Annotated in this window: 22 protein-coding genes and 1 riboswitch; of the genes, 9 read left to right on the top strand and 13 right to left on the bottom strand. The window is 69.9% G+C overall.

The window, feature by feature from the left end; translation table 11 throughout:
* Positions 1-503 (top strand): DM13 domain-containing protein (locus tag ABF401_RS01685; protein WP_353507799.1); only part of this gene is annotated, 503 nt, incomplete at its 5' end.
* Positions 504-560: 57 nt separating this feature from the next.
* On the opposite strand, the gene ABF401_RS01680 is transcribed toward ABF401_RS01685, so the two are convergent.
* Complete coding sequence (locus ABF401_RS01680) at positions 561-1,580, bottom strand: sensor histidine kinase (protein ID WP_353507798.1); 1,020 nt, start codon at positions 1,578-1,580, stop codon at positions 561-563.
* Positions 1,570-2,304: a response regulator transcription factor gene (locus ABF401_RS01675; protein ID WP_353507797.1), complete on the bottom strand. Its 735-nt coding sequence runs from the start codon at positions 2,302-2,304 to the stop codon at positions 1,570-1,572. The genes ABF401_RS01680 and ABF401_RS01675 overlap by 11 nt, the downstream gene beginning before the upstream one ends.
* Before the next feature lie 171 nt (positions 2,305-2,475).
* On the opposite strand from ABF401_RS01675, the gene ABF401_RS01670 reads away from it, so the two are divergent.
* The gene (locus ABF401_RS01670; RefSeq protein WP_353507796.1) at positions 2,476-2,934 is read left to right on the top strand and encodes a hypothetical protein; all 459 of its coding nucleotides are present in this window, start codon (positions 2,476-2,478) and stop codon (positions 2,932-2,934) included.
* A gap of 44 nt (positions 2,935-2,978) precedes the next feature.
* Here the strand turns inward: ABF401_RS01670 and ABF401_RS01665 are convergent, their stop codons facing one another.
* Positions 2,979-4,070, bottom strand: a complete 1,092-nt coding sequence (locus ABF401_RS01665) for a LuxR C-terminal-related transcriptional regulator (RefSeq protein WP_353507795.1) — start codon at positions 4,068-4,070, stop codon at positions 2,979-2,981.
* A 98-nt stretch (positions 4,071-4,168) separates the two neighbouring features.
* On the opposite strand from ABF401_RS01665, the gene ABF401_RS01660 reads away from it, so the two are divergent.
* Entirely contained in the window at positions 4,169-4,723 is a 555-nt protein-coding gene (locus ABF401_RS01660) for a nuclear transport factor 2 family protein (RefSeq protein WP_353507794.1), read from the top strand.
* A gap of 107 nt (positions 4,724-4,830) precedes the next feature.
* On the opposite strand, the gene ABF401_RS01655 is transcribed toward ABF401_RS01660, so the two are convergent.
* Positions 4,831-6,099, bottom strand: a complete 1,269-nt coding sequence (locus tag ABF401_RS01655) for an NAD(P)/FAD-dependent oxidoreductase (protein ID WP_353507793.1) — start codon at positions 6,097-6,099, stop codon at positions 4,831-4,833.
* Positions 6,100-6,205: 106 nt separating this feature from the next.
* Here ABF401_RS01655 and ABF401_RS01650 point away from each other — a divergent pair, with 106 nt between their 5' ends.
* The 3 genes from ABF401_RS01650 (at position 6,206) to ABF401_RS01640 (ending at position 9,220) form a co-directional block, all read left to right on the top strand.
* Positions 6,206-7,789 (top strand): PucR family transcriptional regulator, encoded by a 1,584-nt coding sequence (locus ABF401_RS01650; protein WP_353507792.1) that lies wholly within the window; start codon positions 6,206-6,208, stop codon positions 7,787-7,789.
* Between the two features lie 36 nt (positions 7,790-7,825).
* Positions 7,826-8,314 carry a GNAT family N-acetyltransferase gene (locus ABF401_RS01645; protein ID WP_353507791.1) on the top strand — a complete coding sequence of 163 codons (489 nt, stop codon included), beginning with the start codon at positions 7,826-7,828 and terminating at the stop codon, positions 8,312-8,314.
* A gap of 174 nt (positions 8,315-8,488) precedes the next feature.
* A riboswitch (cyclic di-AMP (ydaO/yuaA leader) is annotated at positions 8,489-8,668 on the top strand.
* 3 nt (positions 8,669-8,671) lie between these two features.
* Positions 8,672-9,220 carry a C40 family peptidase gene (locus ABF401_RS01640; RefSeq protein WP_353507790.1) on the top strand — a complete coding sequence of 183 codons (549 nt, stop codon included), beginning with the start codon at positions 8,672-8,674 and terminating at the stop codon, positions 9,218-9,220.
* Positions 9,221-9,400: 180 nt separating this feature from the next.
* Here ABF401_RS01640 and ABF401_RS01635 read toward each other — a convergent pair whose 3' ends face one another.
* Both ABF401_RS01635 and ABF401_RS01630 read right to left on the bottom strand, forming a co-directional pair.
* The gene (locus ABF401_RS01635) at positions 9,401-9,739 is read right to left on the bottom strand and encodes a VOC family protein (protein WP_353507789.1); all 339 of its coding nucleotides are present in this window, start codon (positions 9,737-9,739) and stop codon (positions 9,401-9,403) included.
* Positions 9,740-9,899: 160 nt separating this feature from the next.
* Entirely contained in the window at positions 9,900-10,088 is a 189-nt protein-coding gene (locus tag ABF401_RS01630; RefSeq protein ID WP_324141222.1) for a BldC family transcriptional regulator, read from the bottom strand.
* A gap of 313 nt (positions 10,089-10,401) precedes the next feature.
* On the opposite strand from ABF401_RS01630, the gene ABF401_RS01625 reads away from it, so the two are divergent.
* Positions 10,402-10,596 (top strand): DUF3073 domain-containing protein, encoded by a 195-nt coding sequence (locus ABF401_RS01625; protein ID WP_324141224.1) that lies wholly within the window; start codon positions 10,402-10,404, stop codon positions 10,594-10,596.
* Positions 10,597-10,662: 66 nt separating this feature from the next.
* Here the strand turns inward: ABF401_RS01625 and purM are convergent, their stop codons facing one another.
* Positions 10,663-11,790, bottom strand: coding sequence for a phosphoribosylformylglycinamidine cyclo-ligase (gene purM, locus ABF401_RS01620; protein ID WP_353507788.1), 1,128 nt, complete (start codon positions 11,788-11,790; stop codon positions 10,663-10,665).
* 224 nt (positions 11,791-12,014) lie between these two features.
* Here purM and ABF401_RS01615 point away from each other — a divergent pair, with 224 nt between their 5' ends.
* A complete protein-coding gene (locus ABF401_RS01615; RefSeq protein WP_353507787.1) occupies positions 12,015-13,007 on the top strand; it encodes a hypothetical protein in 993 nt (330 codons plus the stop codon).
* 87 nt (positions 13,008-13,094) lie between these two features.
* Here ABF401_RS01615 and purF read toward each other — a convergent pair whose 3' ends face one another.
* From purF to ABF401_RS01600, 3 genes are read right to left on the bottom strand one after another with little or no spacing between them, the layout of a single operon-like run.
* A complete protein-coding gene (purF, locus tag ABF401_RS01610; RefSeq protein WP_353507786.1) occupies positions 13,095-14,663 on the bottom strand; it encodes an amidophosphoribosyltransferase in 1,569 nt (522 codons plus the stop codon).
* Positions 14,664-14,716: 53 nt separating this feature from the next.
* Positions 14,717-15,286, bottom strand: a complete 570-nt coding sequence (gene thpR / locus ABF401_RS01605) for an RNA 2',3'-cyclic phosphodiesterase (protein ID WP_353507785.1) — start codon at positions 15,284-15,286, stop codon at positions 14,717-14,719.
* A 28-nt stretch (positions 15,287-15,314) separates the two neighbouring features.
* Positions 15,315-15,557 (bottom strand): hypothetical protein, encoded by a 243-nt coding sequence (locus tag ABF401_RS01600; protein ID WP_353507784.1) that lies wholly within the window; start codon positions 15,555-15,557, stop codon positions 15,315-15,317.
* A 60-nt stretch (positions 15,558-15,617) separates the two neighbouring features.
* Here ABF401_RS01600 and ABF401_RS01595 point away from each other — a divergent pair, with 60 nt between their 5' ends.
* The gene (locus ABF401_RS01595) at positions 15,618-16,721 is read left to right on the top strand and encodes a winged helix DNA-binding domain-containing protein (protein ID WP_353507783.1); all 1,104 of its coding nucleotides are present in this window, start codon (positions 15,618-15,620) and stop codon (positions 16,719-16,721) included.
* Positions 16,722-16,739: 18 nt separating this feature from the next.
* On the opposite strand, the gene ABF401_RS01590 is transcribed toward ABF401_RS01595, so the two are convergent.
* From ABF401_RS01590 to ABF401_RS01580, 3 genes are all read right to left on the bottom strand, one after another.
* Positions 16,740-17,555, bottom strand: coding sequence for an ABC transporter permease (locus ABF401_RS01590; protein WP_353507782.1), 816 nt, complete (start codon positions 17,553-17,555; stop codon positions 16,740-16,742).
* Positions 17,552-18,415, bottom strand: a complete 864-nt coding sequence (locus ABF401_RS01585) for an ABC transporter permease (protein WP_353507781.1) — start codon at positions 18,413-18,415, stop codon at positions 17,552-17,554. The genes ABF401_RS01590 and ABF401_RS01585 overlap by 4 nt, the downstream gene beginning before the upstream one ends.
* A partial coding sequence (locus tag ABF401_RS01580) for an ATP-binding cassette domain-containing protein (protein ID WP_353507780.1) occupies positions 18,408-19,082 on the bottom strand: 675 nt, incomplete at its 5' end. The genes ABF401_RS01580 and ABF401_RS01585, both read right to left, overlap by 8 nt.

Below are 19,082 nucleotides of genomic sequence, written 5' to 3'. Positions count from 1 at the left end.
TGGCTGTGGTCGCCGCGGCACTCTTCCAGCCGTGGCGGCTCCTGACGCGCAGCACGGTTGACGAAGCGCTCCCGATGGTCACGCCGTCGTCCTCCGCAGAGCCGGGCAAGGGCGTCACGTCGCCGAGGTCCCCCAGCACAGTGCCCGATCCGGAACAGCGAACGCTCGCCACCGGCACCTTCATCGATGGCGAGCACCCGACCTCCGGACGCGCCCGCGTGCTCGCGCTGCCTGACGGATCGGTGGTCCTGCGGCTCGAGGACTTCTCGACGAGCGACGGTCCCGACGTCCACGTCTGGCTCACCGACCAGCCGGCCGGCCGCCGCGACTGGGGACGCTACGACGATGGTCGCTACGTTCGCCTCGGGCCCCTCAAGGGCACCAACGGTAACCAGAACTACCGCCTCCCAGACGGAGTCGACCTGCACGGCCTCACCTCGGTCGTCATCTGGTGCGACCGCTTCAACGTGGCGTTCGGCTCGGCGGCCCTGACCGCAGCGTAGGTCGGCGCGCCCGCGACGCCCGCGACCCGTCAGGCGTCCGGCAGCGCCCGCGACCCGTCAGGCGTCCGGCAGTGACACCTCGAAACGACACCCAGCCCCGTGGTTTCGCACCGACACCGAGCCGCCATGGGCCGCAATGATTCCATTCACGATGGCAAGGCCCAGGCCGGCTCCCTCGGACCCGCGCGGCGTGCGGGCAGCCGTCCCCCGGAAGGCCGGCTCGAACAGGCGCGGCAGGAGCTCCTCTGGGATGCCCCCGCAGCCGTCCTGGACCGCGACGATCCGCCGGCCGTCGCACTCCCCCACAGAAACCTGGACGGAGCCACCGGCAGGCGTGTGCCGCAAGGCGTTCGAGACGAGGTTCTCGACCACTCGCGTCAGCTCCCTCGCATCGACTGACGCGACGACGGGGCCTCCCGTCGTCCCGGACAGCGCCACGCCCGAGGCCGCCGCCACGGGCTGGGCCGATGCGACGACGTCGGACACGAGGTCGCTCAGGCTCACTGGCTGTCGGTGCCGGGCGACGTCTCCCGCGTGGATCCGCGACAGGTCGAGCAGGTCGTCGACCATGTCGCTCATGCGGCCGACCTCGTGACGCAGCCTCGCGAAGGCGTCTGCTGGATCGTCCGCGACACCGTCCTCGAGGGCTTCGGCCAGCGCACCGATGCCGGCCAGAGGGGTCCGCAGGTCATGGGAAAGCCAGGCGACGAGCTCACGCCGGCGCTCCTCCACCTCGAGCTCTCGCCGCCGTGCCGACTCGGCCTCTGCGAGCGTCCGGCCCAGGTCCTGGACGTGCCGCGCGATGATCCAGCCCGTCACGAGGGCGACGGGGAAGGCAGCCAGCAGGCCGAGCAGCACGAGGCGGGAGTCGTGCTCGGACAGGAGCATGGCCCGAGCACTCGCGTAGATCCCGGCTGCGACCGCGAGCACCACGATGACGGGTGCGGCCAGCGCGGCACGCGCCACGGTGCGCACGGAGGGCTCGCGCGTGAGGAGCAGCACGATGACGGCGCCCGCGCCTCCGACCAGCGTCGCCACGCCCGCCGACACGAGGACGGCTTGCAGCTCAGCCCCCATGCGGGTCGCCCTCCAAGGGAGTTGCCGGGTCCCACCGGTAGCCGACGCCGAAGACAGTGACCAGCCGGCTTGGCCGGCCCGGGTCGGCCTCGATCTTCTCCCGGACCCGTCGGACGTGGACGGTCACCGTGGACTCGTCGCCGAACTCCCAGCCCCACACCGCAGACATCAGCTGGGCGCGCGTGAACACCTGGCCCGGATGGGCGACGAACCAGCCAAGCAGATCGAACTCCCTTGTCGTCAGGGCCAGCTCACGCCCACCGAGCCGAATGCGATGACCGGCACGGTCGACCACGAGGTCACCGTCGACGAGCTCGGGCGGTGCCGCGTCTGCGCCGTCCGCCTGCGCCCCGGCAGCGTGCTCCACGCGGCGCAGCAGGGACTGGACTCGCAGGACGAGCTCCCGCGGGCTGAACGGCTTGGTCACGTAGTCGTCCGCACCGATCTGCAGGCCGAGGACCCGATCCGGCTCTTCACCGCGGGCGGTGACCATGATGACCGGCAGCCCCGGATGGACGAGGCGCAGCTGCCGGCACACCTCGAGTCCATCGGGCCCGGGCAGCATGAGGTCCAGCAGGACGACGTCCGGTCGATGGTCCCTCGCGACCGCCAGCCCGGCGACGCCGTCGCCCACGACATCGACGTCCATGCCGGCGCGCTCGAGGTAGGCGGCCACGACGTCTGCGACCGTCGAGTCGTCGTCGATCACGAGCACCCGAGGCACGTCCTCAGGATAGGGCTGCACCAGCCGCGAGGAAGCGCATCCAAGGGCCCCAGGCGTCCCTGTCACGACCACGTAAGGACCGGGTAACGAGGCGATCATGGAGTCCGCGAGGCCGCCGCCGTTGAATCGAGGGGACCAGCCGCCCGGCTGGCTCGACGGAGGTGAAATCGAATGCACATCAAGCGAATTCTCGGCACGACGGCCGCCCTAGCAGCCACTGCGGGCCTCGCGATCGGCGGTGCCGGACCGGCGAGCGCCGGCGTCAGCGGACCTGCGTTCTACGTCGACCACGTTCTCTACCGCACCGTGGCCACGCCGACGGACCTGTCGGGCACCGGCGCCCCGGACCGGAGCTTCGACGCCATCTACAGCTTCGGCGCGGCCCAGCGCAGTGTCGCCGAGAGCGCCCCCGGCTACCGCGACTTCAACGGCGGCCGGTGGCAGGTCCACGCCGTCACACTGCCCAACGGGTACGACTCCGCGCTCGCCTCGGGCGACCTCGACCACAACGGCGTGCTCGACGCCCTCGACGAGGTCATGGCGGCGATCAGCGCCGGCGACGCCGTGGACACCGGCATCGTGAAGTCGTTCGTGTGCACGGTCAACAAGGTTCCCGCGAGCCGGACCTGAGCACCGTTGCACAGCAAGCACCTTCATGCCGTATGCCGCTGAGCTCAGTCTCCGTCGACGTGGCCGTTGGGTCCGTGGCCGGGGACGAGGCCACCGCCGCTCAGCGCGGCGACCAGCTCCCTCCGACTCCGCACGCCGGTCTTGGCGAAGACGGACTTGAGGTGGTCCTGGACGGTGTACTGCGAGATGGAGAGCCGCCTGCTGATGGCGGACGTGTCCAGTCCGCCCACGAGGAGGGCGACCAGCTCTCGCTCGCGTCCGGTGAGACCGCGTGCCCGCGACAGGACGTCGAGGGTCTCTGCCGGTGTTGCGGACCGGATGGTGACGGCGATGTCGCCACCCGTGCCCATCAGCGGTGCAGCCTCGATCCTGACCCACGTGCCGTTCGTCGCGCAGACCAGGGTCCGGGCGCGCTGGCTGGCACCTTCTCGGGCCAGCGTGGCAACCGGGTACAGCGGTGCAGGCAGCATCCCCCAGCTCGCGAACAGCTGCGCTGCCGGGAGCAGGTCCAGCCATCGGCGCGCCGGTTCCGTGTGACTCAGCAGTCGCAGATCCAGGCTCAGCACCAGCGTGCCTGACGGCGGGGAGTCGACCTCGCGCGGTTCGCGCGACCGCGCGAGGTCGCGCCGGAGGGGCAGGGCCAGCGTCGGCGCCACGTCCGCCAGCAGCATGAGGTCGTCGTCCACGAACGGCTCGTCCGACCGGTCTCGATGGGCGTCGAACCAGCCCCAACAGCCGTGGGCGTCGCGGCACGCGACGATCGCTGTGTCGCCGATGCCGACGGGCCGCAGTACCTCGTCCCAGCGGGCTGAACGCGCCAGGTCGCCGTGGGTGTCATTGCTCAGGGTCCCCACCGGCCGCGCCCGACGCGCGATGGCGTCCTTCGTCGCGACGTCCTGCCCCCCGAACTCCAGCTCCAGCGCCCGAGCCAGGGCAGGCCCGTAGTCGTGATCGGCGACCCCACACCCGGGAACCAACGTGTCCGGATCGCCGAGCGACCAACACCAGCGGTCGAATCCGATGATCGACCGCAGCTCGAGGACGGCCTCGTTCCGGAAGGAGTCGACGCTCATGTCCGAGCGACTCATCCCCTCGAGTCGCTCCCGACAACGATCACGCTGTCGCGTCGTCGACATCCTCACATGGTAGGCGGCATCCCAGCTTTCTGGGATTGCATCGGCGACGACCGCGCTCCACCGTGAAGGGACCAGGCCACTGGGGAGAGGGGCCGGCCATGGGATCACGCGACAACACCGAGCGCAGTCCGACGAGGGTCAGGCTGGTCCAGCTCGCCATCGGGTTCGTCGCCCTGTGCGTCCTTGGACTCACCCAGGCGTGTTCCGGATCGCAGGCTGAGACCAAGGGCTCTGGGGCGGACACCACACGCGAAGCGGCGACTGCTGGCGCCCTGCAGCAGCTCGAGCGCCAGCGCCTGAGCGCACTGGTCGACGCAGACCTGGCGGTCATCGAGCGACTCCACGCCGCAGACTTCGAGCTGGTTCCGCCGCCTGGCGTCGTGCTGACCCGCGCCGAGTACGTCGATCTCATCAGGACCGGAGATCTCGACTACCAGGCCTTCGAGCCGATCTCGGACATCGAGGTTCGGGTGCATGGGGCGGCGGCGACGCTCTGGTACGCGTCAAAGATCGACGTCGTCACTCCTGGCCAAGGCCACGTCGTCCACGAGACGTGGCACCTCATGCTCTACGAGCAGCGCGGTGGGCAGTGGCAGGCGGTGCGTGAGCAGGCGACGGCAGTCGGTGGGTTTCCACCGAGTCAGTCACGTTGAACAACCCATGCCGTATGCCGCTGAGCTCGGTCCCACACGACTGTGACCTCCCAGCCTCCCGCCCGCGCACGAACCGCGGGCGGGTTGGGGGACGAGTCAACTCGGGTTCAGCGCAGCGGGTTGAACGGACGCAGCTCGGCGGGCGTCTTGCCGGTCACCATCTGCTCGGCGAGCAGGCGACCCGTGACCGGGCCGAGGGTGATGCCCCACATGCCATGCCCGCCCGCGACGAAGACGCGCGGTGACCCGGTCGCACCGATGAGCGGAAGTCCGTCGACGGTGCAAGGACGGGAGCCGACCCACTCGTCGTGGCGGTTGTCGAGGTCCGCGCCCTTGAGGAGGGGGCGGGCGCTCTCGACGATCGCCTTGATCCGGCGCGGGTCGAGGGCCGCCTCGGGCTGGCGGAACTCCATCATCCCTGCCACGCGGAGACGGTCTCCGACCGGTGTGCAGGCGACGCGTGCCGCGGGGAAGTACACGGGGCCGTTCGGCAGGTCCTCGACCTCGACGGAGAACGAGTAGCCACGACCGGCCTGGACGACCTTCTTCACCCCGAACTGTCGGGCGAGCCGGCCCAGCCAGGCACCCGTGGCGATGACGACCTGGTCGTACTCCTCGGCCGCGCCGGTCTCGGTCTCGACGACGACGCCACGCCCGGAGTCGCGCAGGCCAGTCACGGCTCCACCGATGAGCATCTTGCCGCCGCGCGCGATGACCGCGTCACCGAGGGCAGCGACATAGGCGCCCGGATCGATGAAGCGCTGGCCGTGGAGCACGATCGCGGCGCCGATGGCGTCGGAGAGGGCCGGCTCGATCGCTCGGGCCTCGTCGCCGGTGAGGACGTCGAACGTGATGTCGCCGCCCTGCGCGTGGATGTGCTCGATCTCCTCGAGGAGGGTGGTGCGCTCCTTGGCGGTGCGGTACGCAGCTGTGAACGACTTCGCCTCGAAGGTGTCGGCGTCGACACCGCCCGCCTTGAGCAGGTCGAAGCTCGCCAGCGACAGGTCGTTGATCGGCACGAGCGAGCCCATCGCCTTCTTCCACGCCTTCATCGTGGAGTGGCGGGTGAACCCGGCGACGAACTTGAGGAAGTTGGCGTTCGCACTGGGCGGCACGTAGACCGGGGAGCTCGGGCTCAGGACGGCCCGGAGGCCGTACTTGAGGACGGCCGGCTCAGGCAGCGGCGTCGCGATGCCCGGAGTCAGCCAGCCGGCGTTGCCCCAGGATGAGCCGGCGGCCACGCCGTCCCGCTCGATGACGGTGACCTCGACACCGCGCTCCTGGAGGAACCAGGCGGTGGCGAGGCCGACCATCCCGGCGCCGACCACGGCGACGCGCTCAGGGACGGGAAGACCAGAGGGGGTGACGGATGCCATACATCCCATGGTTCTGCATGCGAGACGTGGACCCATGGTGGCGTGAACACAAGACTCACCGCGTCAGCTGTTGCCCGAGCACCAATGGCTCGACCAACATGGAGCCATGTCCCAGCCCAAGGCAACCAGCCCTCGTGGTCTTTCGCTCGCCGATGTTGTCGGCGCGCTCGGCGGCGGCCTGCTCCGCCTCGCCGTCGAGGCCCCTGGACCCGAGGTGGACGACATCACGCTGGCCGAGCCCGCATCTGGAGTCTTCGGCCAAGCGGGCGACCTGCTGCTCGGCGTGGGCATCGAGTCCCCGGAGGCTGCGATCTCACTGATCGAAGCCGCCCGGCGGGTCGGGAGCGGCGGTGTCGTCGTCCGGCGCGGACTGGCTCGGCGCCGGGATGTCCGCGGGGCCGCGCTCCGCCTCGGCCAACCCCTTGTGGAGCTCGCCGACCACGCCTCCTGGGCTCACGTCGTGTGGCTGCTCCGCGGCATCCTGGACCGCGCCGCGACGGGGACCTCAACGCGGAGCGACGGACCCGTCCACGACGACCTCTTCGCTCTCGCCGACGCGTGCGCCGCCCTCGTCGAGGCGCCCGTCACCATCGAGGACACCCAGTCGCGCGTCCTTGCCTACTCGTCTCGACAGGACGTCGCCGACCCGGTCCGGCTCTCCACGATCGTGGGCAGGAAGGTTCCGGACGCGATCTTGACGAGCTTGCGCGGTCGGGGGGTCTTCCGGCGCCTGGCCCGCTCGAGCGACCCCTTCTTCGTCCCGGCCGACAGCCAGCTGCAGGCCCGGCTCGTCATTCCCGTCCGGGCCGCGGACGAGTGGTTGGGCTCCATCTGGGCAGTCGTCGACGAGCCGCCTCCCGCCGAGACGATCCGGTCGCTGACGCAGACGGCGTCCGTCGTGGCTCTCCACCTGCTGCGGCTGCGCTCGGAGGCGGACCTGGCCCGGCGAGTCGCCGCTGACCGGTTGCGCGACCTGCTCTCGGGCAACGTGTCCGAGGCGGAGGGGTGGCTGCCCGCCCCGCCGTGGCGCGTCGTCGCGCTGGCAGGCGACCCCGCCCTCGACCCGGAGAACCAGCTGGACGCGTGGGAGTCCGCCTGTCGGCGACTCTCCTGGCGGCGGCCCCTGCTCGCCCTGCTCGACGACGACGTGATGGCCCTCGTGAGGGATGGCGACTCAGACGAGGACCAGGAGTCGCGAGCGGCCCCCGGCACGTGGACCTGGCTTCGTGCCGCCGTGGCAGACCTCGTCCAGACGCGGCCCGCAGTCCGTGCCTCGGCGGGCAGTGTCGTGCGCCAGCTTCCGCAGCTCGCGCGTTCTCGCCACGAGGCGCTGGAAGTGCACCGCCTCGCCATCGCCGGCCGACTGCCACAGAGCGCGGTGGCGGTGGAGGAGGCCTGGGCCGAGGTGACGTGCGAGAGGGCAGTGAGCGGCATACGGGCTTATCGGTCGCCCGGCCCCGTGCCCGACCTGCAGGCCCACGATGCAGAACACGGCACGCACTATGCGGCCACCCTCGCTGCCTGGCTCGACCATCCCGGGGAGCCGCGGACGGCCGCGACCTTGCTCCACATCCACCCCAACACACTGCGCTACCGGATGCAGAAGCTGCCCGAGATCGTCGACCTCGACCTCGCCGACCCCGTGACGCGCCTCGCGACCAGACTCGAGCTCCGCGCTCTCGGCCACTGACTCGGGCCACCCGACAGCGGCGCTAGTCTGGGTGCCGTGCGGATCACGGCGCTGACGGCCCGCCACGCCGACGACGTCATTCGCATCTACCAGCTGGGAATCGACGGCCGGCTGGCGACCTTCGAGACCGAGGCGCCGACGTGGGCCGAGTTCGATGCGTCCCGGCTTTCGGGGCACCGGTTCGTCGCCCTCGACGACGACGGCGTCGTGCTCGGCTGGATCGCGGTGACTCCCGTGTCGTCCCGGCGGGCGTATGCGGGCGTCGTCGAGCACTCGGTCTACGTCGATCCGCGAGCACGCGGGCGTGGCGTGGGGCGGGCCCTGCTCGAGACGCTCATCGCCTCAACCGAGGCGGCCGGGATCTGGACGATCCAGTCCGGCGTCTTCCCCGAGAACGTCGCCAGCCTGGCCCTGCATCGACGTCTCGGGTTCCGCGAGGTGGGGGTGCGGCAGCGAGTCGCTCAGCTCGATGGGCGGTGGCGCGACGTCGTGCTCCTGGAGCGCCGCTCGGCGGTCGTCAACTGAGGGGTCGACCGGTCATCGACCGAGTACTCGACCGAGCCTTGAACAGCCCACAGATCGAGCCCGGACGCGCTGCGGCCCTATATCGTATGTGGTGCGGTTGGCGCCACATGTCTTGCGCGAAGGTGATCGGATCGTTAGCGTCGGAAGGTCCATATCTCACCCGCCTTGCCGGGTGACCCACGGCCGCCGAATCCTGCCCGCCGCTGGGATCAATAATCCGCGGGCAGGAGCGGGGGAACCATTTTCGGCCGAGTTGCTTCTCGGGGTGCGACCGGCCTTGGGGTGAAGCCACTGGTGTGGCCGGGCCACTTCCGTCCGAACCCGACAGCTCACCTCGAAGGCGTGGGAGGACCACCCATGTCAAGCACGACCTCCGTGCGCGGCGCTGCCGCGCGCTCATTGCTGTTCGCGCCCCTGCTAGCCGCCGCCCTTGCTCTCGGCACCCTTGGAGCGCCACCGTCCTCGCCCGGCACCGCTCGGGCGACCACCACCGAGAACTCAACAGCCGCGGGCCCAGTCACGATCAGGACCCAGCCCATAGCCGTCTCCTGGTCGACCCGACAGCTCGCCGTCCGCATCGCCGCCGCGCAGAAGGGCGATCCCTACCGGTGGGGTGCAGCCGGCCCGTCTGCCTTCGACTGCTCCGGCCTGGTCTACTACGTGTACAAGACCAGGATCGGCCGCTACATACCCCGTACGGCGGATGCCCAACGCCGCGCCTCGATCTGGCTCGCCAAGTCGTCCAAGCAGGCCGGTGACCTCATCTTCTTCATGAGTGGCGGCCGGGCCTACCACGTCGGTATCTACGCCGGCTCGGGCAGGATCTGGCACGCTCCCCGGCCCGGCCAAAGAGTCCAGCTGTCGACGATCTGGACCTCGGCGTACGTCGTCGGCCGCGTGCGCTGACGCGCCGACCCGGTCAACGACCGGGTCGACAGCCAACCGTCCAGTCGCACTGACGCGTGGCGGGTTGCCCGGCCCGTCAGGCATCACCACCCAGACGGACCGTTCCGTCATCGTCCACCCGGAATTCCCGATTCCAGACGAAGTCCCAACGGAAGCCGTCCGGGTCGGCCACGCAGGCGCTCACCCCACCCCACTCCCGCTCGGCCGGCTCGGTGACGGCGGTCGCCCCGGCCGCCAGCGCAGCGGCATACAGCTCCTGCACGCGGTCGGGCCGTCGACGTTGTGGCCGAGCGAGACAGGTGGGGCCGCGGATCCATGGGCCACGTCGCCGTACTCCGTCGGCATCTGCTCCACGTCCCAGAGGGCGAGCAGCTGGCCGGGGGCGCACTGGACGAAGGCGATGTCCCCAGGGATCTCGAGGACCTGACGGAAGCCGAGCCCGTCGACGTAGAAGCGGCGCGACCGCTCGACGTCACGCACTCCGAGGGTGATCGCGGTGATTTCTGGCGTGGAGGTCATGGGCAAACCGTACGGTCACCCGCCGACAGCCCAGCTCCGGACACTATGCCGCGGCACCATCGAGGCATGCCGAAGCCCCGCAGTCCCCGACGGACAACACCTGGGCGCTACTGCCCGTGACAGCCGCCAGCTGCCCTACCCCTGACACCTCGGCGTGCGCTCAGTGGCCGCCCAGGAGTGCCCGGACCTCGGACTCGCGGTACCGGCGGTGCCCGCCGAGAGTCCGGATCGAGGTGAGCTTGCCGGCCTTGGCCCATCGAGTGACGGTCTTTGGGTCGACTCTGAAGAGCGCGGCAACTTCGGCCGGCGTCAACAGCTTCTCGGTCTCATGCCGATCCTGTGTTGTCATGGTCATTTCCCCACCACCCAGTCGCTCAGTTCGGCGACACCACGCTTGGCCCTCAAGGGCTCAATGGAGCAAGGTTAGGCCCCTGCACTATGGGCTGGTAGCAGATTGGGCAAACCCGCTTTCCCTCTCATTCCGCCCCCCAGCCGGGTCCCGGGCCAAGGTGTGCCGGTGGAGCAGGATTTGCGTGGCTCATGTAGCGTTAGCACCACGAGAACACACACATTCCCGGGGCCGCTACGCGGACGACGGAGGGCTTGAGAGGGCCCTCCGCCGAGCGATGCCGTCCCGGCACGACGCACGAGGGGGTCACGCCATGGGGCGCGGCCGAGCCAAAGCCAAGCAGACCAAGGTCGCACGGCAGCTCAAGTACTACACGCCAGACACGGACTTGAGCGCGCTGGAGCGAGAGCTGCACCGCGAGTCTTCTGGTGCAGACCGTGACGACACGTCGCGGCCTGACGAGGACGACTACGACGAGTACGGAAAGTGGGCAGCGGGCGAGCGCTGAGCCGCCCGCTTTCTTGCACACCTCGTGCGTCGGGCGTCAGCCCGACCCACGATGACGGCTGCCCGTTCAGGTCCTGGGGTGCTGCCCCACGACCTGGACGGCGCCGCCGGCGACGCCCTTGGCACCCCGGACGAGCTCCGCGCCGGGGTCGAGGATTGCACCCGCCTCGGTGCTCACCTCGCCGACACGCCATGCCGGTATGCCGCTGAGCTGGCTCAGCTCGATGGCGCGGTCCGCATGTGGCTGGGGAAGCACGGCGACGAAGCCGACGCCCTGGTTCAGCGTGCGCTCGAGATCCGCCTGCGGCACCCGGCCGAGGTCCTGGATCGTCCGGAAGACTGCGGGCGGAGTCCAGGTCGATCGGTCGATGCGGGCCAACAGCCCCGGGGGGAGCACCCGAGCCAGGTTCGCTGCGAGCCCACCGCCCGTCACGTGGCTGAGGGCATGGACCTCGACATCTGCGTCATGGATGAGTGACAGGAGCGGTTTGGTGTAGACCCGGGTCGGCTCGAGGAGCTCCTCACCGAGCGTCCGGCCGAACTCGTCGACGTGGCGATCGAGCTGCCAGCCCGCTGAGGCAATGACGCGGCGGACCAAGCTGTAGCCGTTGCTGTGCAGCCCGCTGCTGGCGAGGGCCACGACGACGTCACCCGCACGAACTCGATGGGGACCGAGGACGTCCGCGTGCTCGACGACTCCGGTCGCGGCGCCGGCGACGTCGTACTCGTCCGGCTCGAGCAGCCCGGGGTGCTCCGCGGTCTCACCGCCGACAAGAGCGACACCGGCCTCCACGCAGGCCCGGGCGATTCCGCCGACGATGGCAGCAATCCGCTCAGGAACGACCTTGCCCGTGGCGATGTAGTCGGTCATGAACAGCGGCTCGGCCCCGCACACGACGATGTCGTCGACGACCATGCCGACGAGGTCGAAGCCGATCGTGTCGTGCCGGTCCAGGGCCTGGGCGATGGCGACCTTGGTTCCCACGCCGTCCGTGCTCGTGGCAAGGACGGGGCGGGTCATTCGCGCGATCGCGCTCGCGTCGAACATCCCGGCGAACCCACCGAGCCCACCCAGAACCTCGGGGCGCGTCGCCCGCCGGACGGACTCCTTCATCAGCTCGACGGCCCGGTCCCCCGCCTCGACGTCGACTCCGGCAGTGGCGTACGTGATGGGGGGCTGCGGCTCGCTCGTCACTGCACCCACCCTACCGCCGCTCCCACCCCTCCCCCTTCCGCTCACCCCGTCCCTCCCCACCCCTTCCCCCGGTTCGAGGTATCGGCTCGCTCTCGAGAGCGACTTGCAACCTCGACCCGAATACCTCGAACCGGGCGTGCACATCCCCTTCGGCCCGCTCGAGGCCATCCACAGAAGGTCGCCGATGTCGACGTCAGGTTGACGAGATCGGCCACGGTGCGGCCATGCCGACCCCATCGAGCACGCCACCAGACCCGCTGGCCGAGACTTCGACTCCGAACCGCTCGGAGCGGGCGCGTCTGCGGCGGGAACGGGTCGCAGCTGTCGCCGCCGAGACAGACGGTGTCATCTCCCGGTGGAAGCTGAGCGAGATCGGGGTGACCCACGACGACGTCCGCCACGAGGCCGAGGCCGGCCGTTGGCAAGTGCTCGGCACCCAGACCGTGGCACCAACCACCGGAGCCGTCTCGCTCGAGGGCCTGCGATGGTCAGCCGTGTGGGAGACCGGTCGTGACATTGCTGCCCTCGATGGCGTCACGGCTCTCCAAGCGGCGGGTCTGAAGCACTACACGGACGAGACGATCCACGTGTCCGTCGTGCATCGGTGCACCGTCAAGAAGGTGCCCGGGTGCAAACTCCACAAGGTGATCCGCCGACTCCCCGATGAGCTGGTGGGAGCGGGCATCCCGCGGACCAGACCAGCGGTAGCCGCTCTTCGGGCTGCCTATTGGGCCGTGTCCGACCGGCAGGCGGCGCTGATCCTGCTCATGACCGTCCAGCAGCGACTCGCGACGCCCGAGCAGCTGCACTCCTGGTCCAAGCGGCTCCGGGGCCGCAAGCGGCGGAAGTTCATCAAGGACGTGGTCGGCTACATCCACGATGGCGTTCAATCGCTGGGAGAGCTCGACTTCGCCAAGCTCTGCCGTGTGCGCGGCCTGCCCGAGCCGACGCGACAGGCACTGGTCGAGGGAGAGCGCGGCCGTATGTACCTCGACGTCCGCTGGGAGGGACGCTCCCTCGTGGTCGAGATCGATGGCGTCCAGCACCGCGAGGGGCTTCAGGTGAGCGCCGACAATCTCAGCCGCAACGAGGTCACCTTGCGAGAGGACAAGGTCCTGCGCATCGACCTGGTTGGGCTGCGCCTGCAGGAGGACGCATTCATGGACCAGGTGGCACGCGGCCTGGGTGAGACTCCGTCCAGCTCCACCGCCGCCTGACGGTTCGAGGTATTCGGATCGAGGTACGGACTCGCTCTCGGGAGCGACGGAATACCTCGAACCGGAGGGGGGAGGGGTCAGCGGGGGTCAGGGGTGGTCGAGGGCTCCGGAACCGCCGGTGCCGACGCCGATCGGCACGCCCTCGACGTCGACGTCCACGGACCGGTCGTGGCCGGTGCGGACGGTGAGCGGCAGGGTCTCGAGGACGTGCTTGCCGATGTGGCCGTCCTCGGGCAGGTCGATCGGGTAGCGACCCGTGAAGCAGGCGGTGCACAACTGCTCGGGCGGCTGGTCCGTGGCGGCGATCATGCCTGCTTCCGAGATGTAGCCGAGGGAGTCCGCACCGATCGAGGCCCGGATCTCCTCGACCCCCAAGCCGGTCGCGATGAGCTCAGCCCGCGTCGCGAAGTCGATCCCGTAGAAGCACGGCCACTGGACGGGCGGCGAGGAGATCCGCACGTGGACCTCGGCGGCTCCGGCCTCGCGGAGCATCCGGATCTGGGCGCGCTGGGTGTTGCCACGGACGATGGAGTCATCGACGACGACGAGCCGCTTGCCCCGGATGGTGTGCTCGAGCGCGTTGAGCTTGAGCCGGATGCCGAGCTGGCGCAGTGTCTGCGACGGCTGGATGAAGGTCCGTCCGACGTAGGCGTTCTTGACGAAGCCCTGCCCGAAGGGGATCCCCGACTCCTGCGAATAACCGACGGCCGCGGGGACGCCGGACTCGGGCACCCCGATGACGAGGTCGGCGTCGACCGGGTGCTCCCTGGCCAGCGACCGTCCCATCTCGACGCGTGCCTCGTGCACGACCCGGCCCCGGATCACCGCGTCGGGCCGGGCGAGGTAGACGTACTCGAAGACACAACCCTTCGGCTGCGGTTCGGCGAAGCGGTGCGAGCGCAGGCCGTCCTCGTCGATCGCGATGAGCTCGCCGGGCTCGATCTCGCGGACCACTGACGCCCCGATCGTCTGCAGGGCGGCTGTCTCGGACGCGACGACCCAACCGCGCTCGAGCCGGCCGAGCGCGAGCGGGCGGACCCCCCACGGGTCACGCGCCGCATACAGCGTGTGCTCGTCCATGAACACGAAGCAGAAGGCCCCGCGCAGCTGTGGGAAGAGCTCGAGCGCCGCCTCCTCAGGGGTCTTCTCGGGATCTGCCGAGAGGAGAGTCGTGACCAGAGCGGTGTCGGACGTGTTGCCGCGGGCCAGCTCACCGGTGACCCGGCTGTCCCCGAAGTGCTCATCGACCATCGCCCGCAGCTCGGCGGTGTTGATGAGGTTGCCGTTGTGCCCGAGCGCGATGGTCCGGCCGGCTGAGCCACCGAGCGTGGGCTGCGCGTTCTCCCACGTCGAGCCGCCGGTGGTCGAGTAGCGCGTGTGACCGATCGCGATGTGGCCGCGCAGGGAGGTGAGGGCGGCCTCGTCGAACACCTGCGACACGAGGCCCATGTCCTTGTAGACGAGGATCTTCTCGCCGTCGGAGGTGGCAATCCCCGCGGACTCCTGACCGCGGTGCTGCAGTGCGTAGAGCCCGAAGTAGGTCAGCTTGGCGACCTCCTCACCGGGCGCCCACACACCGAAGACGCCACACGCGTCCTGGGGTCCCTTCTCCCCGTGAAGCAGATCATGGGTCAGTCGACCGTCGCCGCGTGCCACTGCCCGATTCTCCCACACCCACGGGCCAGGCCTGCCCACGCGCCCGGCCCGCGTCACCCGAGAGGCGCCGTCGCGACCACCTCATAGCGCGGACGGTGCCCCCGTCCCTGGCCAAGATGCGACTCGACCAGGGTGACCTCCGTGGCCTGCCAGACCGGTCCCTCGTGCGCGTCGAACGCCCGGATCCAGCGGGTCGCCTCGGTCGGCCGGCGGAAGCGCCCCAGCGTGACGTGCGGGTGGAAGCGGGTGCCGCCCGGCGCGGCCCCGGCCCCGTTGCACGCCGTCCGTATGCCGCTCGCGAGCCTCCCCAGGTCACCACGGACCTGCTCCACCCCCGTGTAGAGCACCCGGGCCGCGTAGGGATTCGGGAACGCCCCAGCCCCGGCGAGCCGCAGCACGGGCGAATGATGGCGGGCCGCCGTTGTCTCGACCGCGGCGGTCAGGTCGTCCAGGCGCCAGTCCGCGACGTCGGCGAGAAAGGCCAGGGTGATGTGCCACTGGTGCCGGTCGGTCCAACGCAGGTCGGAGCCGCCCTCCTCGTCGGCGAGCCGCCGAGGATCGACACGGTCGGCGAGGTCATCGAGGACCTCGTCTGGGGGGACGATGGCGACGAAGAGGCGCATCCCTGCTCAGATGCTTCAGGGACGCCGGCTACGTGTCGCGCCCGGAGCGGTCCAGGAAGATCGCGATGAGCCCGGCCAGTCCAGCCCCGAGGAAGGCCCCGAGCGCGGCGAGGAACAACACGGCAGTGCCCATGGAGTACTCCGCCGTCTCGTGGTAGCTCGGGCCCCCCGGTTCACGCAGGCCGAACCAGATGCCCACGGCCAGTCCGATGAACCCGCCCGTGAGCAGGAAGCGCTTGTAGTTGGGGATGCGGGCGGGCTGCGGAGTCACACCTCCAGCGTAGGCGAGGCGTGCACTGTCCCCGAAGCGGGCCATCACCATACTGGCGGGATGGACGATGCTGCGATTGCCCGGTGGCGCCTGTCGAACCAGCTCCTCACGACGCCCCATGCTGACTCCGCGAGCGCCGTTCTCGACACGCTGCTCGCCGTGCAGGCCGAGAACCCCAGCCAGTCCGCGTGGGCAGTCGCCAGCCGGACGACGTCGCCGAACCCCGGTGATCTCGCTGGTCTCCTCGCCTCTGGACAGGTCGTCCGCACCCATGTGCTCCGCCCGACCTGGCACTACGCCGCACGCGACGACATCGACTGGCTGCTGGCCCTGACCGGTCCGCGCCTGTTCAAGGTCGTCGACGTCCAGTTGTTGGGCGACCTCGGCCTGGCGATGCAGGAGGTGGAGCACCTCGCGGACGCCACCCTCGACTATGTGACGGCCTCTCCGGATCGGACGCGCGATGAGATAAGCGCGGCCTTGTGCGCCCGGCTGCCGCACCTGGCGGAGCGAGTCACCGGTCGCCTGGTGATGTTGCTGATGGCGCACCTCGAGCTGCACCGTCTCGCCATCAGTGGTCGACCCCGTGACGGTGAGCACACGTACGCCACGTACCTCGACCGCGTCGGTTCCCGGGTCGAGCCGGAGGCGTTCGATCGCGACGCGGCCCTGGCCCGGTTGGCCCTGCGCTACTTCACGGGTCACGGCCCCGCGACGGTGAAGGACCTCGCCTACTGGGCCACCCTGACCGTGACCGACGTCCGGCGCGGGCTCGACGCGGTCCGGGACCAGCTGGACTGCTTCGAGCACGACGGACGGACGTACTGGCACGGACCGGGCGAGCCACCCACCGGTCCCGGCCAGCCGCCTGCTCACCTGCTGCAGCTGCTGGACGAGACCTACCGCGGCTACCAGGACTCGCGCTGGGTGCTCGATGCCCGTGGTGTCGTGCCGCGGCAGCGGGAGAACACGATCGGGATGGCGCTGGTCGAGGCACAGCTCGTCGCCGGGATGAAGCGCACCGTCACACCGACGCGGGTGGTCTTCGAGCTGTCCCCACATCGCGACCTCTCGGCTCGTGAGCAGCAGGTGCTCGATGACGCGGCCGCACGCTACGGCGAGTTCCTCGCCCTGCCGGCGACGAACCGGGTGCACTACCCATAGGCCACACGTGGACCCGTCTCAGCGCAGGAAGAGAGCACGCAGCCGGCTCGCGGTGAACCAGACTCCGAGCACGGACATGACGACGAAGTACAGGGCGTGTCCGGCGGTCGCAGCCTCGAGGTGTCCGACCGCCAGGTGGCGCATCAGCTCGACCCCGTGCCACAGGGGCATTGCCTGGACGAACCACTGGATCGCCGTCGGGAAGACGTCGATGGGGAAGAGGGTGGACGAGAAGAGGAACATCGGCAGCAGAGCGATCTGCACGAGGTCCATCTGCTGGAAGCTCTTGAGGTAGCTCGTCACGGCCATGCCGAGACTGGCGAAGCCGACGGCGATGAGCAGCGCGACGGGGATCATGAGCACCGCCCATGGCGAGGTGATCAGGCCCATGACGAGCATGACGACCATGAAGCCGACGGCGTAGAGGAAGCCTCGGAAGAGGGCGATGAAGATCTCCCCCATGGCCACGTCCATGGGGCCGAGGGACGTCTGGAGCATGGCCTGGTAGAGCCGGGCGAAGCGCAGCTTGAAGAAGACGTTCCACGTCGAGTCGTAGATCGCCCCGTTCATCGCGGACGTCGCGAGGAGGGCGGGAGCGATGAACGCGGCGTACTCGATCGGTTCGCCGTTCGGTCCCGTGACCGTCCCGACCAGACCTCCCAGCCCGAACCCCATGGCGAGCAGGAAGAAGACCGGCTCGAAGAACCCCGAGACGATGACGCCCCAGTTCTGGCCCTTCATGACCCGGAAGCCGCGCTCGATGACCGCCTTGGCGTTGCGGCCGTAGAGCCCGTCGAGCCGCGCCGCGTACCGGTCGCGAGCCTCCGTGGTCATCGCCCCAGCCTCCTCGCGTAGATCCGTCGCCCGAGGGCCACACCCAGCCCTGTCATGGCGACGAGCACCGCAAGGTGCGTCACCGTGAGCCACAGCGGCTCGACCGCTCCGTAGGTCGCCTGCCGGGCCAGCTGCGTGCCGTGCCACACGGGCGACACCCACCCGATCCACTGCAGCCACACCGGCATCACCGAGAGGGGGAAGAAGGTCCCGGCGAACAGGAACATGGGCATGATGACGAAGCGCTGCACGAACGCGAACTGGTAGCCCTCGTCCTCGAGGCTCGCCGCAAAGGCTTGCAGGGGTGCGCCGAAGGCAGCCGCGGTGAGCACGGCGACCGGCACGCTGAGCCAGGCCCAGCCGCTGGGTGCCGCATCGAAGGCGAGCAGGAAGCCCAGGAAGATCGCCGCCTGCACGACGAAACGGAGGAGCACGCCGGCAAGCTGGCCGACGGCGATCTGCTCGGGTGTGAGCGGCGTGGCGTGCGGCCCGTAGTACAGGCGCTGCCACTTGAAGCCGGCCATGACCGGGTAGGTCAGCTCGCCCCCCACCGACATGACGACGGTGTTGACGAGCAGGGCGGGACCGACGAACACGAGGTACGGGACGCCGTCCACAGACCCCGCCCCGCTGTCGACGAGGTTGCCGAGGCCGAGGCCGAGGGCCGCCAGGTAGAACAGCGGCATGAGGACCATGTAGACGAGCAGGGAGACGGCCCAGGCTTTCGCCCCGCGCAGCCACCCCTCGACGTAGAACCACCAGCCCCAGCGCCGGGCACGCCGGGCCAGGACCTCGGGGGACGGCACCCGCCCCGAGGCGGCGAGCCGGCCGAGGTCAGCGATCGCAGTGTGCTCAGTCAACGAGGCTCCGACCCGTCAGGCGCAGGAAGACGTCCTCGAGCGACGACCGGCGCACCAGCGAGGTGATCGGGTTGAGGCCACGCGCGGCGACCGCCTCGAGGGCGGCCTCGCCATCGTCGGCGTAGACGAGGATCCGGTCGGGCAGGACCTCGATGCGGCTGCCGATGTCCTCGAGCTGCGCGACCACCGCCGCGTTGCGGTCGGCCCCGAAGCGGACCTCGAGCACCTCCCGCGTCGAGTGCTCCCGAATGAGCTGGCGCGGCGTGCCCTCGGCCATGATCCGGCCCCGGTCGATGACGACGAGCCGGTCGCACAGCTGCTCGGCCTCGTCCATGAAGTGGGTCGTCACGACGAGCGTGACACCGACCTCCTTGAGCCGGAAGAGCCGGTCCCAGAGAACGTGCCGCGCCTGCGGGTCGAGGCCGGTCGTCGGCTCGTCGAGGAGCAGCACCTTCGGCTCGTTGACGAGGGACCGGGCGATGGTGAGCCGCCGCTTCATCCCACCGGACAACGCGCCGACCTTCTCCTTGCCCCGGTCGGTCAGCTGCGCGAACTCGAGCAGCTCGTCGGCCTTCGCCCGCAGGTAGGAGTACGGCAACCCGAAGTAGCGGCCGTACATGATGAGGTTGTCACGGACGGTCAGCTCCTCGTCCAGGTTGTCCTGCTG

It is taken from the genome of Intrasporangium sp., assembly GCF_040414665.1.
Lineage (GTDB): Bacteria > Actinomycetota > Actinomycetes > Actinomycetales > Dermatophilaceae > Intrasporangium.
This window is presented reverse-complemented; position numbering and strand designations above follow the sequence as displayed.

What these genes read in the sequence shown, in the direction of transcription:
- ABF401_RS01615 (WP_353507787.1), top strand. Translation starts at nt 12,015, where the DNA reads ATGCCGACCCCATCGAGCACGCCACCAGACCCGCTGGCCGAGACTTCG.
- ABF401_RS01680 (WP_353507798.1), bottom strand. Translation starts at nt 1,580, where the DNA reads ATGGGGGCTGAGCTGCAAGCCGTCCTCGTGTCGGCGGGCGTGGCGACG.
- ABF401_RS01595 (WP_353507783.1), top strand. Translation starts at nt 15,618, where the DNA reads ATGGACGATGCTGCGATTGCCCGGTGGCGCCTGTCGAACCAGCTCCTC.
- ABF401_RS01635 (WP_353507789.1), bottom strand. Translation starts at nt 9,739, where the DNA reads ATGACCTCCACGCCAGAAATCACCGCGATCACCCTCGGAGTGCGTGAC.
- ABF401_RS01630 (WP_324141222.1), bottom strand. Translation starts at nt 10,088, where the DNA reads ATGACAACACAGGATCGGCATGAGACCGAGAAGCTGTTGACGCCGGCC.
- ABF401_RS01625 (WP_324141224.1), top strand. Translation starts at nt 10,402, where the DNA reads ATGGGGCGCGGCCGAGCCAAAGCCAAGCAGACCAAGGTCGCACGGCAG.
- ABF401_RS01655 (WP_353507793.1), bottom strand. Translation starts at nt 6,099, where the DNA reads ATGGCATCCGTCACCCCCTCTGGTCTTCCCGTCCCTGAGCGCGTCGCC.
- ABF401_RS01640 (WP_353507790.1), top strand. Translation starts at nt 8,672, where the DNA reads ATGTCAAGCACGACCTCCGTGCGCGGCGCTGCCGCGCGCTCATTGCTG.
- ABF401_RS01590 (WP_353507782.1), bottom strand. Translation starts at nt 17,555, where the DNA reads ATGACCACGGAGGCTCGCGACCGGTACGCGGCGCGGCTCGACGGGCTC.
- ABF401_RS01670 (WP_353507796.1), top strand. Translation starts at nt 2,476, where the DNA reads ATGCACATCAAGCGAATTCTCGGCACGACGGCCGCCCTAGCAGCCACT.
- ABF401_RS01665 (WP_353507795.1), bottom strand. Translation starts at nt 4,070, where the DNA reads ATGTCGACGACGCGACAGCGTGATCGTTGTCGGGAGCGACTCGAGGGG.
- thpR (WP_353507785.1), bottom strand. Translation starts at nt 15,286, where the DNA reads ATGCGCCTCTTCGTCGCCATCGTCCCCCCAGACGAGGTCCTCGATGAC.
- ABF401_RS01660 (WP_353507794.1), top strand. Translation starts at nt 4,169, where the DNA reads ATGGGATCACGCGACAACACCGAGCGCAGTCCGACGAGGGTCAGGCTG.
- ABF401_RS01650 (WP_353507792.1), top strand. Translation starts at nt 6,206, where the DNA reads ATGTCCCAGCCCAAGGCAACCAGCCCTCGTGGTCTTTCGCTCGCCGAT.